Origin of the sequence: Rummeliibacillus pycnus (assembly GCF_044359855.1) — a bacterium.
GTDB classification, from domain to species: Bacteria; Bacillota; Bacilli; order Bacillales_A; family Planococcaceae; genus Rummeliibacillus; species Rummeliibacillus pycnus_A.
Genome location: NZ_CP132291.1, coordinates 1553328 through 1569449 on the forward strand (window position 1 = coordinate 1553328; position 16122 = coordinate 1569449).

13 protein-coding genes are annotated in these 16122 nt (G+C 34.3%); 4 read left to right on the forward strand and 9 right to left on the reverse strand.

Annotated elements, in window-relative coordinates; all coding sequences use genetic code 11:
* Window positions 1–171: 171 nt before the first annotated feature.
* Window positions 172–354, forward strand: a complete 183-nt coding sequence (locus Q8X41_RS07625) for a hypothetical protein (protein WP_397539653.1) — start codon at window positions 172–174, stop codon at window positions 352–354.
* Window positions 355–627: 273 nt separating this feature from the next.
* On the opposite strand, the gene trmB is transcribed toward Q8X41_RS07625, so the two are convergent.
* The 6 genes from trmB to pepV form a co-directional block, all read right to left on the reverse strand.
* Entirely contained in the window at window positions 628–1281 is a 654-nt protein-coding gene (gene trmB / locus Q8X41_RS07630; protein ID WP_397539654.1) for a tRNA (guanosine(46)-N7)-methyltransferase TrmB, read from the reverse strand.
* Window positions 1282–1349: 68 nt separating this feature from the next.
* Window positions 1350–2276: a diacylglycerol/lipid kinase family protein gene (locus Q8X41_RS07635; protein ID WP_397539655.1), complete on the reverse strand. Its 927-nt coding sequence runs from the start codon at window positions 2274–2276 to the stop codon at window positions 1350–1352.
* A complete protein-coding gene (locus tag Q8X41_RS07640; RefSeq protein ID WP_397539656.1) occupies window positions 2273–3340 on the reverse strand; it encodes an NERD domain-containing protein in 1068 nt (355 codons plus the stop codon). Before Q8X41_RS07640 ends, Q8X41_RS07635 begins: the two co-directional genes overlap by 4 nt.
* 394 nt (window positions 3341–3734) lie before the next feature.
* Window positions 3735–4586, reverse strand: a complete 852-nt coding sequence (dat, locus tag Q8X41_RS07645; RefSeq protein ID WP_397539657.1) for a D-amino-acid transaminase — start codon at window positions 4584–4586, stop codon at window positions 3735–3737.
* A 169-nt stretch (window positions 4587–4755) separates the two neighbouring features.
* Window positions 4756–7071 (reverse strand): right-handed parallel beta-helix repeat-containing protein, encoded by a 2316-nt coding sequence (locus Q8X41_RS07650; protein ID WP_397539658.1) that lies wholly within the window; start codon window positions 7069–7071, stop codon window positions 4756–4758.
* Between the two features lie 851 nt (window positions 7072–7922).
* Complete coding sequence (pepV, locus tag Q8X41_RS07655; protein ID WP_397539659.1) at window positions 7923–9317, reverse strand: dipeptidase PepV; 1395 nt, start codon at window positions 9315–9317, stop codon at window positions 7923–7925.
* Between the two features lie 329 nt (window positions 9318–9646).
* Here pepV and Q8X41_RS07660 point away from each other — a divergent pair, with 329 nt between their 5' ends.
* Window positions 9647–9868 carry a DeoR family transcriptional regulator gene (locus Q8X41_RS07660; protein WP_102691013.1) on the forward strand — a complete coding sequence of 74 codons (222 nt, stop codon included), beginning with the start codon at window positions 9647–9649 and terminating at the stop codon, window positions 9866–9868.
* A 187-nt stretch (window positions 9869–10055) separates the two neighbouring features.
* Here the strand turns inward: Q8X41_RS07660 and Q8X41_RS07665 are convergent, their stop codons facing one another.
* Window positions 10056–10760: a pseudouridine synthase gene (locus tag Q8X41_RS07665; protein ID WP_397539660.1), complete on the reverse strand. Its 705-nt coding sequence runs from the start codon at window positions 10758–10760 to the stop codon at window positions 10056–10058.
* 13 nt (window positions 10761–10773) lie between these two features.
* On the reverse strand, window positions 10774–12384 hold the full coding sequence (locus Q8X41_RS07670; protein ID WP_397539661.1) for an oligosaccharide flippase family protein: 1611 nt from the start codon (window positions 12382–12384) through the stop codon (window positions 10774–10776).
* Between the two features lie 127 nt (window positions 12385–12511).
* On the opposite strand from Q8X41_RS07670, the gene Q8X41_RS07675 reads away from it, so the two are divergent.
* Window positions 12512–13780 carry an NAD(P)/FAD-dependent oxidoreductase gene (locus Q8X41_RS07675; RefSeq protein WP_397539662.1) on the forward strand — a complete coding sequence of 423 codons (1269 nt, stop codon included), beginning with the start codon at window positions 12512–12514 and terminating at the stop codon, window positions 13778–13780.
* Window positions 13781–13961: 181 nt separating this feature from the next.
* Here Q8X41_RS07675 and Q8X41_RS07680 read toward each other — a convergent pair whose 3' ends face one another.
* The gene (locus Q8X41_RS07680) at window positions 13962–14480 is read right to left on the reverse strand and encodes a GrpB family protein (protein ID WP_397539663.1); all 519 of its coding nucleotides are present in this window, start codon (window positions 14478–14480) and stop codon (window positions 13962–13964) included.
* Between the two features lie 247 nt (window positions 14481–14727).
* On the opposite strand from Q8X41_RS07680, the gene Q8X41_RS07685 reads away from it, so the two are divergent.
* Window positions 14728–15987, forward strand: coding sequence for a GGDEF domain-containing protein (locus tag Q8X41_RS07685; RefSeq protein ID WP_397539664.1), 1260 nt, complete (start codon window positions 14728–14730; stop codon window positions 15985–15987).
* Window positions 15988–16122 lie beyond the last annotated feature (135 nt).

The window sequence follows — 16122 nt, forward strand, 5'->3', positions numbered from 1 at the left end:
AATTGTAACATGTTTAAAAAATATTGTACTATTTTATACTACAAAAATACAAAATTTTCTATAATAGAATAAATTAGATACTTATATCCACAAAATTCCTTTTTATGTTTATTTAATTACAAAAAGGGCATAATAATAAAACGATACTTTATAACTAAGTGAGGAAAAGCCATGAGAACTCAAGATGATTATGAGAAAAAATGCATTCAGTATTTAGAATTACTTCATACATTAGAAGAATTAGAACATAATACAGATTTGTCTTTGGATTTCCAAAAGGATATCGGTAAGAGCTTACAACAATTAGAAAGAGAAATATTGGCACAACCATTGCGAAAAGATGCACTTAATTAAAGGCTCTATTATATGATATTTGCAGGGGTCACAGCGAGAAGGCTTGTTGATTCGCCCGCGGAAAACGTTTGCCTGTAGCAAAACTGAAGAAATATCAACAGTATTGTTAAACAAAACCAATTAATAAAGAGCGTCTGAAAAGTGTAGAAATCTACTTTTCAGACGCTCCTTCTTCCATTCAAGATACTATAAACGGCTTGTGTTTCTTCACCGTTTTACTAGCTTCGTGGCAAATGAGTTTTTTCATTAAAGAGCTCTAAAAAAACTCATTTGTTAGTCTTTCTTTGTTTGGAATTGTGATTCTAGGCGATAAATCGGCTGACCTTTGGAAGAGAATTTCTCTTCATATTCAGTCATCACATTATCTTCTGGCATTTCTACATGTAAATCAAGCGATACATAGTTTAGCTTCATGCCATAATGTGACATACTTACTAATGAAAATTCAAATAAGCCACGGTTATCTGTTTTGAAATGCACTTCTCCATTGTCTATTAATATTGCCTCGTATAGTTTTAAGAAGTTTTCATGTGTTAATCTGCGTTTTGCATGGCGTGATTTTGGCCATGGATCAGAAAAGTTTAAGTAAAGACGATCAACATCGTTTTTTGCAAAATACTTTTCTAAATCTGCACCATTTACGCATAGTAAACGTACGTTTTTAGGTGTTCCAGCTTCAATTACTTTTTCAGCAGCTGTCACAATGACACTATCAAACAACTCAATACCAATATAGTTGATATTTGGGTTTTGCAAGGCCATTCCTGTTATAAACTGCCCTTTACCTGAACCTACTTCTATATGCAATGGATTGTCGTTTCCAAAGAACGCTTTCCACTTACCTTTATGACTTTCTGGGTTAGGCTCGATAATTTCCGGGTGTGATTGGATAAAATCTCCTGCCCATGGTTTGTTACGAACTCTCAATGTATTTCCTCATTTCTATATTTATCGTACGATTCAACATTTAATTATTCAAGAAAGCAATGACTTAGTCAAGAAGACTTTCTAGCTAATCGCCAAGCACTTGACTTTACTCTGAAATGAATGGGCTGGTCTTTCTTTGATGCTCCTGCGTACTCACCATCAGTATGTGCAATGATATCTCCATCCATAATTATTTTAAAATCACTTGCTGTAAACTGTTTTACAGCTTTAATTTTTGTATGTTGACCAAAGAATACGGTTGTAAATAATAATAATAATTTCAACCTTGATACATCATTGACAATTGTTAATTCAAACTGTCCATCATTTGGAATCGAATTTGGAGAAATTTTCATCCCTCCCCCATAGTAGGGCTGATTACTAGCTACTACAAACCAAACATGCCGAAAAATTTGTTCTTGATTATTATGTATCAAACTTAATGTAAATCTGTTAAAAGTAAATAATGTTTTAATCAAATAATAGATGTAAGATAGCTTTCCTAATCCAATTTTGTTTAGATTTTTTTTGACTTTTGAATGATTGACATGCTTACTAATCACAGCGTCAAAACCAAAACCTGCACTATTCATGAAATATTTCTTGTCATCTGCTGTTTCTAAAATGCCAATATCCATTTTAGCCTTTGTTATAGGTTGTTGGAAGAACTGCTCGACTTCTTTTACTGTTTTAAAGTTTTCAAAGCCTCGACCAAAATCATTGCCAGAGCCCGCTGCAACGGCTCCAACTATGATATGAGGGAATTCAATGGCACCCTGAATTACTTCATGAATCGTGCCATCTCCTCCGATAGCTATTACTAAAAGCGGCTGCTGATCCTCTCTTGCTTGTTGCTTTACAATTTCCGTTGCATGACAAGGATAGTTTGTAAATATCGCTTTATATGGCATAGATAGTTCCGATTCCATTTTGCGCCATTTACGTTTAGCTACTCCGTTTCCTGCTTTATCATTTATGATAAAAAGTAGTTTCATGTACGTTCTTCCTCTAATGATTGCATTTTCTCGGAAGGAATATTGTTATTGTCATTCTCATCAAGTCTGTGATAAGAAGTTGTTTGAACTGAATTTAAAAGAAATTGTGCGGCTTTAAATTGCATATGTTTCATCGGAGAAGGATTCTTCTTCAAATGTGCAAACCAATCCGAATACTTTCGTTTATCGATGAACTCAACGTCATAACTAGAACCAGGATAGTCAATATACCCATTTCGAGATAGTACAACTTTACGAACGGGCAAATCGATTTCGTTTTGCTTGAAGATTTGCTTCACAATGGATTCCATACGATTTAATCCGATTAATGGACTTAATACTTTTTTATCAATCTTCCCAACTTTTTTCTTCCAGAACCGGCTACCATCTCCGACAAATACTGCTTGTACCTCTTCTTCTAACACTTGAATGCATATACAATCAGTAGGCGTAAGAATGATTATCCCCATTTCTACAGGCGCCTTTTTTACTTGAAAAATCGGATAATAGAACAACAGATAACTGTCTGGCAAACGCTGTGTAAATGCTCTTAACAGTGAATCACGATAGTATTTAGGATTCACATATGATTTTTCACGTAATGTTGAACTAGCCCATTTAAGTTGGAATTGGAAAAGTTGATCGATATACATTCTTTTTAATTCTTCAATGGTTTGTGGTTGATACAAAATTGTTGGTTGAAACGTGAATGTGTTCGACTCTTCCTGAAGGATCTCTTCGTCAGAATCTTGATCTTCAAGCTCTTCATTTATTTGATTAAAGAAATCCTCTTTATAATCGGAATCCGTATCTTCCTCTTCCCAAGGAGCCAATTTCTTTTTGCGAGTAAATGGCATTATTCGTTTTAGAAAACTTTTATGAGGCTTTTCTTCAACTTCTATTTCATCTTCATGTTCCCAATTAGTGATCTTTTCACCAGATTCCCAGTCTTCTTTCATACGAGCCCATTGTATTTTTTTTAGTCTTACGAATTGGGTTGGGTATCTTTTTAAATCTTTTTGATAACGTGAAACATAATCTTGAAGTTTAACTAGCTGTGCCATGTCCTTTCCCTCCCCCAATAATCATCTCAAAGTAGTGTTTATAAAAAGGCATATGTTCCTATTTTACCATGTTATTTAACAAAAAAAAGGGAGAAGTTGGTGACTTCTCCGCAAGATTATGTGTGAAATATACCTTCACTCTTATATTATTCCATAAATTATTCACAAATTTATTCAAAAAGGCATCCAAACCGGTGTTATCGGATTTGAATGCCTTTTGTTTTGCATGAGATAAATGGAAAGAGCCCTTTCAAATTGGAGCTTTCAATATTAATATACCCCCAAAAAAATCAAATAAAAATAGAATCAGTTTCTGATAAGTATAAAGTTATCAAATGTTGGAGATCTAATTTCTTCTGATATTAGAGTGTTCAAGTTACTTATTAAAACGTTCTTAAACCAAAAGTAACTGCTGTACTTTCTCTTCAAAAGTTTGTTGTATTTTACGTGTATAGATGCCCGGTTCACCAGATTTAATGACCGTATTTTCAATTTTAATTATTGGTGTGATTTCTGAAGATGTTGATGATAAGAAGACTTCATCCATTTGCAATGCTTGTTCTTTTGTGAAGGCTTCCTCAACAACAGATAAACCAATTTCTTTACAACATTTCATCACAACTTGTCGTGTAATACCGTTTAAAATATAGTTATTGATTGGATGGGTGTAAAGCACCCCATCTTTTATACCGTAAATATTCGAAGATGACCCTTCCGTTACCATTTCTCCTCTGTGTTGAATAGCTTCATAACAATGCGCTTCATGTGCTTGTTGCTTTGCAAGGACATTGCCTAGCAAATTTAAACTTTTAATATCACAACGGAGCCAACGAATATCCTCTACAAAAATCGCGCTCACGCCAAAGCGAAGATTATTTATAGGTCTCTCTGCTACTTGTGTATAAGCGATCAATGTCGGCTCTGTAAAATCTGTTGGGAAAGCATGATTTCTTGGTGCTATGCCTCTTGTAATTTGCAGATAGATATGACCAGTTGCTAATTCATTTTCTTCAACAAGGTCATAAAGCATTTTATGTAAAACATCCTTTGTATAAGGGATAACAAGTCGAATTTCATCCGCACTTCGATATAAACGATCTATATGTTCGGTTGCAGTAAACATGGATCCTTCATATACTTTAATCACTTCATATATCCCATCACCAAATTGATACCCTCTATCGTTTATTGAAAGTTTTGCATCTTCTATATCGATTAATCGATCATTATATAACATTTTTTCCATTCCATAATTCATCTCCTTATTTGCTTTCTATACATTATACATAATGAAAAGATGTGATGAACAAAAAGTTCATCACATCTTTTCTTTAGGCTCTATCATATGATATTGTTGATTTTTTTAATGCATCTTATGCATGAAATTCAAAATTATTGTTAAATAAAGCCTTTAGTTAGAATTGCTTGATCATTATTTTTTCGGGTTTGCTATATACTGCGTAAACAGATGAGATTCGAATGAAGGTTTCAGTTGTATTGTAAAGTTGATTTGTTTTCAATAATTCCTTTTCTTCATCTGTTAATACATCTTTTATTTCATCGTATTGTTCTCCTGGTCCACTGTTTTTCCACGCAATAAATTGGATTGCTCGTCCAACATTTGTAAAAGTGTTATTTCGGATTTTCGGATTGATTGCACCGCTAGAAAGAATGCCTCTCTTTATTGGATCATTGACTGCTACATTTCGTATGTCATTCTTTTCAATCGTTGGTGTTTTCCAGTTCATCACTCGAATTGCATCATTACGCGTTGTATCAATGGTGTTACCACGAATCACAACATTTGTATGAAGATGCCCTCCTGAATACTTATGAGTTCCAATAGCACGATCTAAATTCACAAATTTGTTGTTAATGATATTTACTCTATTGTTTGCCGTACAATCGAAATTACTCCATTTTGAACTCCAACCAAGTGTTGTTTTGTCCGGTGTATCAATATTAATCGCTTCTTTAATGTAACGATCTGATGGTTTTGAATCAACAAATTGGCTGTTTGTAATTGTTACGTCTTCAGATGCATCCATTTCGATAAAATGTCCTGCATTCATATTCCGGAATTGAATATTGGATATAAGGACATTTTTGTTATGTCCCATAATGATTGCAAAGCTACTCAATTTATAATTTAAATTGAAGATAACTTTACCTTTTCCAATAAAACTGATATTTTTTTCTCCTCCGTAACCACTAACAACTCGTTCTTTTTTGGAAAATGATGGACGGATTAATTGGAAAATGGAGCTAGATGGATCCATAGAAGGTGTACCTGTATCATCACCTTTGAAAATTTCTGTTCCATCTTCAAACTCTAAAGTAACGTTTGAAGGTACGTATAATACATTTGATATTGTATACACACCTTTGGTAAAAATAATTTTACCCCCGCCTTGTTTTTCAAGTTGTTCCATGTAAGAGCGTAATGCATAGTATTGCTTTGTTTGAGGCGTATAAGATGCACGTAGAAGGTATTCTTTATTAAGGGTGACTGATTCTGGTGTTACTTTATATTCCTCTTTTCCAAGATCATTCATATCAGTGAATTCAATTTTCTCAACAGGTTCAGCAGCTTTGTTTTCTATATGCATAAAGTATTCCTGTAAGTCTTTACCTTCATTTGATGCCAGTGCTTTTTTTACGCCTAATGTAACTGTATTTTCATTAAAAGGCTCGTTTGAACCAGTTTGTGCAGCCAATAAAACGGCATAATTCATATCCTTAAATTGGTTATGTTGAATAATTGGCTTATACGTACCTTTCACATAGATACCATAGTCACTACTTACAGATTCAATTTTGTTATTTTCAACTGTTGGTTGCTTCCAATTTTTCATAACGATCGCATTTGATTCAGTGTTTTTTATGCTATTATTCAATATCTTCACTTTTGATTGGTATGTGTCAACAGTGAAATTATTTGAACTTATGGCTTCAAATACTCCATCAAATTTATTTTTTTCAATCAATACTTGTGAATTCGGGGTTTCATCGTACATACTCCAATTCACTTTGTAAGTACCATATGAAAAATCAGCAGTTTCAATACTTATTGAAGGTTTTGAGAGAGAGGTTTCATTTGTAAAACTGTTATTTTGGATTTTAGTATTTTGCGTTGCAACTAGTTGAATAAAGTAACCATCATTTGCATTTTTGAACTGAATATTACTAATGGTTAGATTATTATTGTGTCCAGTTATGATCCCGTTTACTTTTTCGTTTTCTTTTAAATCGATCGTTGCTTTTCCGTTACTTGTGATTGTCACATTTTTGGAACCACTATAGCCATCCATCATATCTCCATTCTTTGCGATACTAGGTGCTACAAGTTGAAACATTGATTTTGAGGCAATTAATTCATTACCTGTGTCCATACTTTTTTCTAAAATTACACCATCATTTAATTGAATGGTGACATTTGAAGGTACAAATAATGTATTGGTTATCAAATACGTACCCTTTTTTAAAATAAGAGTACCACCACCATCCCTCTCCATTTTTTCTAGGTATGATCTTATCGTGTAATAATTTTTAGTTTCAGATGAATAAGTCATATAATTTTTCATCTTTTGATTTATAGGCGTAGTGTTTGTTGAAATAGTATAGGTTCCTTGCTTTGCAGATGCATGCAATAATGGATCTTTAATTGCCAATAAACTAAATAAAATTGTAAGAGCTACTATGTAGGTGCATATTTCACCAAATTTTCTCATGCGTCGGTCACTCCTCTTCTGGAAATTTTATTGAAATTATTAGTAGTAATAATTTTTACTTTATTTTCTTGTTGGAATGAAAGAATTTCAAAATCCTGTGATTTATGTTGCTGTATTTATAACAGGTAAGTATTTTTTTAGCATTCGTATAGTTACCAAATGATTCGTTGTAATACGTATAAAATTTAAACCAACTCGACTTACATTAGAAAATGGATTATGTTCAATAATAGTATTGGACCAATTTTCATCACCCTGATTGCAGTAGAACGCATAATTTTAATCGTAGTATTTCGAATAATTACTTTGTTGTGTAGTTTTTCCCCAGAATATTTGTGCGTTCAAACTGATCTATCTAGTTCGTTAAACGTATTATTTGCTATTAGCACATTGTTATTCGGTTGGTTATCAAATTTGCTACGCACTTGATTGTGACGCCATCTTCAAGTTGAATGATTATATTCGATGGCACATATAATGCATTGCTAGCGATTTATGACCTTGTTTAATATCAACTTACCTTCTCTTGTTTTCTCTAGCTTTTCAAGATACGATATACGATCGTAACATATAGTACTTAGTTTTACTTGCTATGTAGGATTTTTCTTTTGCCCGTGCTAAAGATTGGAGAAATGCTAATCAGCACAAAGGATGCTAATGCAAGTACAACAATCCATATGTTTTTTGTGTTGTTCACCTTCTATTCCTTTCTGATTATTTTCGTAACGAAAATGCATGAAAAACTGCTGTAAGCTTAACAGTGCCTAAATCAAAAAGCCCCCATATAATAATTTCATGGGGGCTGATACTCCTATATTACCAATTTTTAGTTGTTTCTTAAAGGGTAATTTTTATTTTTTTGTACCTAATTCGACAATTGCGTCAGCATAAATAGCTGCAGCTTTAACTAAGTTTTCAACAACAACATATTCGTCCGCTTGGTGAGCTAGGTCTGGTTCACCTGGGAATAACATACCAAATGCAACACCTGTTGGTAATTCACGAGCATAAGTACCGCCACCGATAGATAAAAGCTCTGCTTTTTCTCCTGTATTACGTTCATAAACTTTAGAAAGTTTTTGTATTAATTCTTCTTCTGGATCAACATAGTGAGGTTTAGAATCATCCACTACATCAAGTGCAAAGCCAAGTTTTGCTACAGCTAATCCAGCAGCAGTAATTTTTTCTTCGTATGGATATGATACTGAATAACGCATACTCACATCGATTTGTCCGCCTTTGCCTTCCTCAAATGAAACGACGCCAGCATTTAATGTAGTATCGCCTGAAATTTCATCCGAAAATGCTAAATCTAGTGCATGACCACGAGTTTCATTCGCAAAACCAGTTACCAAGAATTGAGTAAATTCTTTAGATTGTGCAGTTGTGAAGACAGTGTTCAAGTATTGAGCTAGTTTTACAGCTGCATTAATCCCTGCATTTGGTTCCATTGCATGTGCAGAACGTCCTTTAATAGATAGTTTATAACCGTTTGCATTATCTTCAATAGTACCTTCTAATTCAGCTACTTTTAAGTATGCTTTAAATGTCACTTCAAATTCTTCTGGAACATTACGTACGATTGCTTCAGCAAAATCAGGTACCATGTTGATACGATGTCCTGCGTTGAATGATACTAATTGTTCGTTTTCTGGGGATTTTGCTTGTTGGCGGAATGAAAGTTCAGCAATTCCTTTTTCCGCATTAATAATCGGGAAGTCTGCATCTGGAGCAAATCCTAGTGTTGGCATTTCTTCTTTTTCAACATAACATTTAACACAACGGAAGCCACTTTCTTCATCTGAACCGATAATCATACGTACTCTTCGATCTAATTTGATACCTGCATCTTTAACCATCTTCATTGCTAACCATGCGGCCATTGTTGGCCCTTTATCATCGATAGAACCACGGCCGAATAATTTGCCATCTTCTACGACAGCGCCAAATGGTGGGTGAACCCAGTCACTACCAGCTGGGACAACATCTACGTGACAAAGGATTCCTACTAATTCTTCTCCTTCACCCATTTCGATATATCCAACCATATTATCGATTATCTTTGTTTTTAATCCTTGGTCTTTACCTTGTTGAAGCATCCAATCTAAAGCTTTTTTAGGCCCCTCACCAAATGGAGCATCGACAGAAGCTGTGCTTTCATCTAACACACTATTAATTTGTACTAATTCTTGTAAGTTGCCGATTAACTCATCTTGGCGTTCTTGGGCTTGTTTCATCCAATCCATATTCTAAATTCCTCCTTAATAAATCTACTTATTATTTTACACCCTTTCCTACTTTTCACATAGAAATACCAAAAACACGTACATTAACTATATATTGATTATTTATCGTTCGCTTTTAAATGTAAACATATTGTTACAATCGTAAAAAGACGAACAAAAGTATGGAAATTCTAGAGCACTTTCGCTATAATAGAATTGTCAGATAATAAAAGTCTGCCAAACAAAATTGAAAAGGGGATGTCTAAGGCAAACTAAATTAGGAGCCTGAATACCTCGCAATTATTGTCGTCCGCTAGTCTTGAGAAATAAGATGAAGGAGTGGTTCACCAATGAAACCAACCACTGATCGGATGCTCAATCGAATAAAAGATGTGTATATGTACATTCATAGTAATGGGATTGTTACTACGCAAGATTTAGTCGATGAATTCGGCATCACTCCTCGCACCATTCAAAGAGATTTGAATGTGTTAGCCTTTAACGATTTGGTCGAAAGTCCAAGTCGGGGCAAATGGACAACGACGCGTAAGAAAGTGAAAATGACATCATAGAAAGGTTCAACGAGTTGGATCTCACGCTTTTCGTTGAATGGACGATCACCTCGCCATATGCTGGTGGCAACTTCGTCTAAACATGTTAATACACAAATTATGAAAGATATAAAAAAGAATGACCATGCTGCGTCGCTTGGTCATTCTTTTTGTTTTATCTTGCAGTAAGACTCCCACTAATTGAAGTTTACTTTATATTTTCAATTTCATTAGATGATAATTCTCGATATTCACCTAGCTTTAAGTTCTCATCTAGCTGTAAGTTCCCCATCGATAAACGTTTCAAATACGTTACCTTTTTGCCCACTGATTCGAACATTCTTTTAACTTGATGAAATTTCCCTTCTGAAATCATTAACTCTATTTCAGATGTTTCGCCTGATTTTAAGATTGTTAGTTTACCAGGTTTCGTGTGATAACCATCGTCCAAAATAACACCATGATTAAATGCTTCAATATCTTCTTCCGTTACCCTACCATCAATCTTCGCATAATAGACTTTTGGTACATGCTTCTTCGGTGATAACAAATTATGTGCTAACACACCGTCGTTTGTAATAAGTAAGAACCCTTCTGTATCTTTGTCTAATCGACCTACAGGAAACGGCTCAAAATGTGCATGGAAGGGATCAAGTAAATCAATCACTGTTTGATCATGCAAATCTTCTGTCGCCGAAATGACACCCGCAGGTTTGTTCATCATTAAATAGATGAATTCTTGATAATGGACTCTTTCACCTAGAACGGTGACATTTTGTTTTTCTGGATCAACATGAAGAGATACGTCTTTAACGATTACGCCATCTACAGAAACAGCTTTCATCTTCAAAAGTTGCTTAACTTCTTTACGTGAACCATACCCCATATTGGATAACAATTTATCTAAGCGCATAGAATCCTCCCTTCTACAAGCCAAATTTACTTGCAATTTTTTCAATCTTTGAGCCTAACAGTTTTTGAGCAAGTCCAATTCGGAATGATAAGAAAGCATAAACTGCAACACCAACTGAAATACAAACAACCATATAAAAAAGTGCAAGTATTTTAGAATGTGCAGGTCCGAACATCATCACTAATCCTTTATGTGCCACAATAACAAAAGCAGCCATTATAATCGTCAAAGCTATGATTAGAAGTGACCGTCTAATCACCAATTGGGATTTATAATTTAGCGCCTTTTTCAAGACAAACATATTAATGATGATTGAAATAGCGTAACCAATTGTTGTTGCTAAAATGGCACCCTTTGTTTGAAAAGCTTCTACCAAAGGAATATTAATCGCTAATTTTACTAAAATACCTGTTAATAGACTGAATACAATCCATTTTTGATAATCAATACCTTGCAATAAGGCTGCCGTTACTTGGAAGAATGCAAACAGAATAGCTACTGGTGCATATGTCGCCAAAATACTTGAGCCCATTGCACTTTCTGAATAGAGTAAATGGTAAATATCTGTTGATAAAAGTGAAATTCCCACAACTGCCGGTAACGTGATAAACAATAGAATTTGATATGTTTTATCCATAGCATTAATCAATGCACCATGTTGCTTTTTCGTATAATAGTTTGTAATGGCAGGTACAAGTGCCATTGAAAATCCTGTCGCAAGCATCACAGGAATGATCACTATTTTCTGTGTAGTGAAGTTCAACATACCAAGATAATCATCAGAAACTTTTGCTAATCCGATGTTAGACATCGCTGTATTAAATGTTAACATGTCTACTAATTGAAATAATGGATTCGCAATCCCTACAAATACATAAGGGATTGAATACGTAATGACTTCTTTATAGATACTCTTATACGATAGTTGCCCAGATGATACACTATTTTGCAGCTTTAGGTTAAATTCTGGCTGCAGTTTTCGCCAGTAATACCAAAGGGATATCAACCCTGCTACACCACCGATAAATGCCGAGAATACTGCAAATGAAATGGCTGTTTGAGCTGTACCATTAAAGACACGCATTACTAAGAAAGAACCTATTAGTAAGACAATAATACGAATAATTTGCTCTACTAATTGTGAAATAGCTGTTGGCTCCATATGATCATAGCCTTGGAAAAATCCGCGAACTAAGCTCATAAAAGGTACAACAATTAATGCAAAACTTACCCACCGAATAACACTAGCAATTTGTGATACAGTAAAAGCTTGCTCTTTATCTGTAATAACTAAATGCGCAATCGGGTCTGCCAAAAGAAACAACACTAAAAAAGATAAAAAACCGGTAATTGTCATAATAAGCAAACCAGAACGTACAAGTTTACGTCCAGATTCATAATCACCGAGACTGTTATATTTTGCTACAAACTTTGATACCGCAATCGGTGCACCAGAGATGGCTACCGATAGCATAATCGTATATGGAACATAGGCATACGAATATAACGCCACGTTTTCTTGCCCAATGATGGCATAAAACGGGAATATGTAAACGAGGCCAAGTACTTTCGATAAAAACATGCCAACTGTTAGTATGGCAGTCCCTTTCATTAAAGATGACATAATACCCTTCCAATCCTTCCAAATCTAATAAAACTAATTTTTAGTTTACAACTCGTCGTTCAATTACTCAAATAGTTTCTGTACTTCGTGTATAATAAATTTAAAAACAGAAAGTGAGTTCCCCTAAATGTATGATGTAATCGTCATCGGCGGTGGTCCGTCCGGTCTAATGGCCGCAATCGCTGCTGGTACTGCAAAAAAGAAAGTCCTGCTTCTAGAGAAAGGGCAGAAATTAGGTCGCAAATTAGCAATTTCCGGAGGTGGACGCTGTAATGTTACAAATCGTCTACCAATTGATGAAATTGTCAAACATATACCTGGAAATGGTCGCTTTTTATATAGTCCTTTCACGGTTTATAATAATGAAGATATTATCACCTTTTTTGAAGGTCTGGGTGTTGCATTAAAAGAAGAAGATCATGGTCGCATGTTTCCCGTCTCAAATCGCGCACAAGATGTTGTGGATGCAATGCTACGTGAGCTTGATCGTTTAAAAGTAGAAATTCGCCAAAACACCCCTGTCGCTAAATTACTAATGAATGAAGAGAAAATCATAGGCGTTCGTCTAAATGATGGAAATGAAATCAAAGCGGGTGCTGTCGTAGTCGCAGTTGGTGGTAAAGCAGTTCCTCAAACAGGATCTACAGGTGATGGCTACCCTTGGGCTGAAAAAGCTGGACATACGATTACGGAACTTTTCCCAACCGAGGTTCCGTTACTTTCAAATGAGACGTTTATTCAACGCAAAGAGTTGCAAGGTTTAGCACTTCGAGATGCAGAAGTTTCAGTTCTAAATAAAAAAGGGAAAACAATCATCACTCATAAAATGGATATGCTATTCACACACTTTGGTTTGAGTGGCCCAGGAGTTTTGCGTTGTAGTCAATTCGTCGTAAAAGAGATGAAGAAAAACGGTGGCAACCCTGTAACTGTTCGAATTCAAGCATTAACAGATTATAATCCTGAATCTGCTTTCCAATTGATTTTCAAAATGGCAAAAGAGGAACCAAAAAAAGCTTTAAAAAATGTTTGGAAAGGGATTGTTCCTGAACGCTGGCTTCTATTCTTAATGGCTAGAGCTGATCTCGAAGAATCTCTGACAGGTGCAGACCTTTCAGCTGAAAAAGCACGTCATCTTGCAGTTGACCTCGTCGGTTTTGAAATGAAAGTAAACGGAACTCAACCACTTGAAAAAGCATTCGTCACAGGTGGTGGTGTTTCCATCAAAGAAATCGAACCAAAAACCATGGCCTCTAAAAAGAAAACCGGACTATATTTCTGCGGTGAAATTTTAGATATACATGGTTATACAGGGGGCTATAATATCACTTCTGCACTCGTCACAGGACGAATTGCAGGGATGAACGCTGCAGAAAACATCGGTAGTGACAAATAGTAGAATGATGTTGTCCAATAAGTATAATTTAATAAAAAATGTTGTTATTTAATTAGTTGAAAAATTGCTCTTCCCCATTTTGTGAAGAGCAATTTTTCTTTAAATTTTATGAGAACTATTTAATTTTAAATAAATGAAACCAAAAATTGATTTATGAAATTGATTCAAATAACAAAAAACGTTAATATTTTTCTTGCATAGCCTTTTGAAGAATTCGTGCAATAAATGGCTCTTTTTTCTGTGTATATGTAGGTCTATCAAATTGATACTTTTTTGCAAGTTCTGTTTTTAACAATGCATATTCCTCTGCTACTTTAGGGTGCATCCTAAGATAATCGCGAAACATTATTTTAGTATTCCATTCTTCACCCTTATATACACAGATGTGCAAATGGCAAGATCCTTTTCCCCATATACCTTTTCTGAAAAATTTCCTACCTTTTAACTCTGGCTTATGAACATATTCATATTCAATTTCCTTTAAGGACTCCGCAAATATCGTAATTTCTTCTAAATTTTGAACACCAACTAAAATATCAATAATTGGTTTTGCTTTTAGTCCCTTTACAGATGTACTTCCAATATGTTCAATTCCAATCATTTTGTCCCCTAAAGCATATTTGATTTTGCTTTTCTCATCATTAAATTTTACACTCCAATTAGCGTCATAGTCTTGAAGCTTTACAATAGTCTTTGTCATGACCGCTCACTCCAATTCATTGATAATAAAATGCATTAATTAACCCCTTCCATTATTATACCAATTTAATTCAATATATTTGTATTCCACCAAGACTTATCACCAAAAAATATGAAAAATCTTCCACTTCCTTTATCATTAATTAAAGCATATTATAATAATAGAATGTTATTTATGCTATATTATTACTATTTTCAGAAAGACGGTACTATCTTAAATGTAATAATAGCTGGTCGAGGTGTGGGTATTGCAGAACAAGGTTCAGGTTGAGGAAGAACCTCAAATTATTATAGAAAATGATATCAATTTTTATCGAAGCTTAGCTCAGCAAAATTTGGATCGAATGTATTTAATATCTAAGATATTCTTATGGATCATTCTATTTTTAGTATTATTAAATATTGGGAATATTATGTTTTTAAATGATCATACAACTTACCATAGAATTTACATAATTCCCTATGCACTTTTATTTTCAACAAATTGTTTAGTGCTTGTATTTGCTCATCCAAATAATTTTAAAGCAAATACATCAATTGAATATTATAAGAAGTTTGAGGAAAATGTAGCACTTTTTGTTTGTTGGATGCTTATGCTTAGCTTAGGCATATCAATGCTTGATCAAATATTCTACCAGCATACGATTATCTATTCAATTGCAGCCGTCATTTGTACATCTTTTTTTGTTATGCGTATTCGCTATTTTATTGCTCCATTTATCGTAGCAATTATAGGATTAGCACTCAATTTTTTTAATCAGCATGAAGATTTTTATCATTATAGTTTTGAAATGCAGTTAGTTATCATGCTTACACCAATTCTAATCATAGTTGCAAATATGAATTATCGGAGATTTGTAGAATCATATAAACAACAAAAATACTTATGTCGTGAAACAAATCGTGCCAATAAATTGGCAAGCGATCTTGCAAAAGCAAACACTGAACTAAAACGACTATCATATACAGATGAATTAACGCATATTGCGAATAGAAGAGGGTTTCAAAAGTACGTTGCTGAATTAAAGGAAAGAAGCTTATCCTTCAACCTTACTGTTTTAATGTTAGACATTGATTATTTCAAAAACTTTAATGATTACTATGGTCATGCATATGGAGATATGGTGCTTTCACGTGTTTCGACTGTCTTAGATAAAGTCGCATCATCTACCAATTGCTTCACAGCACGTTGGGGTGGTGAAGAATTTATCTTACTTGCTCCAGACAAAGAGCCTGAAGAAATAATCGTCATTTATAACCGCATCATCAGAGAAATTAATCACTACGAATTCACAAATGCCGCCTCTAGCATTTCCAACACGTTAACTTTTAGTATCGGAGCATATCGTGGCGAAGTAAAATCTCAAGATGACATTCAAGATTTTTTACATAAAGCAGATTCCCTCTTATACGAAATAAAAGAATCTGGCCGAAATGGATTCAAATTAATGGAAGGTGAAGAGGTTATATACAAATACCAACCAAACACATATCGAAGAAAGCCCTAGAGTGAGATCTTAGTCACTTCTAGGGCTTTTTAGGGTAATCTTCAAAAAGTATTTTCCACTTTCTCTTGTTTTTACAAAATTAATTCGTCTGATATTGCACTCTCAATTTTTGAGCTACTATTCTCCCTTTTACAT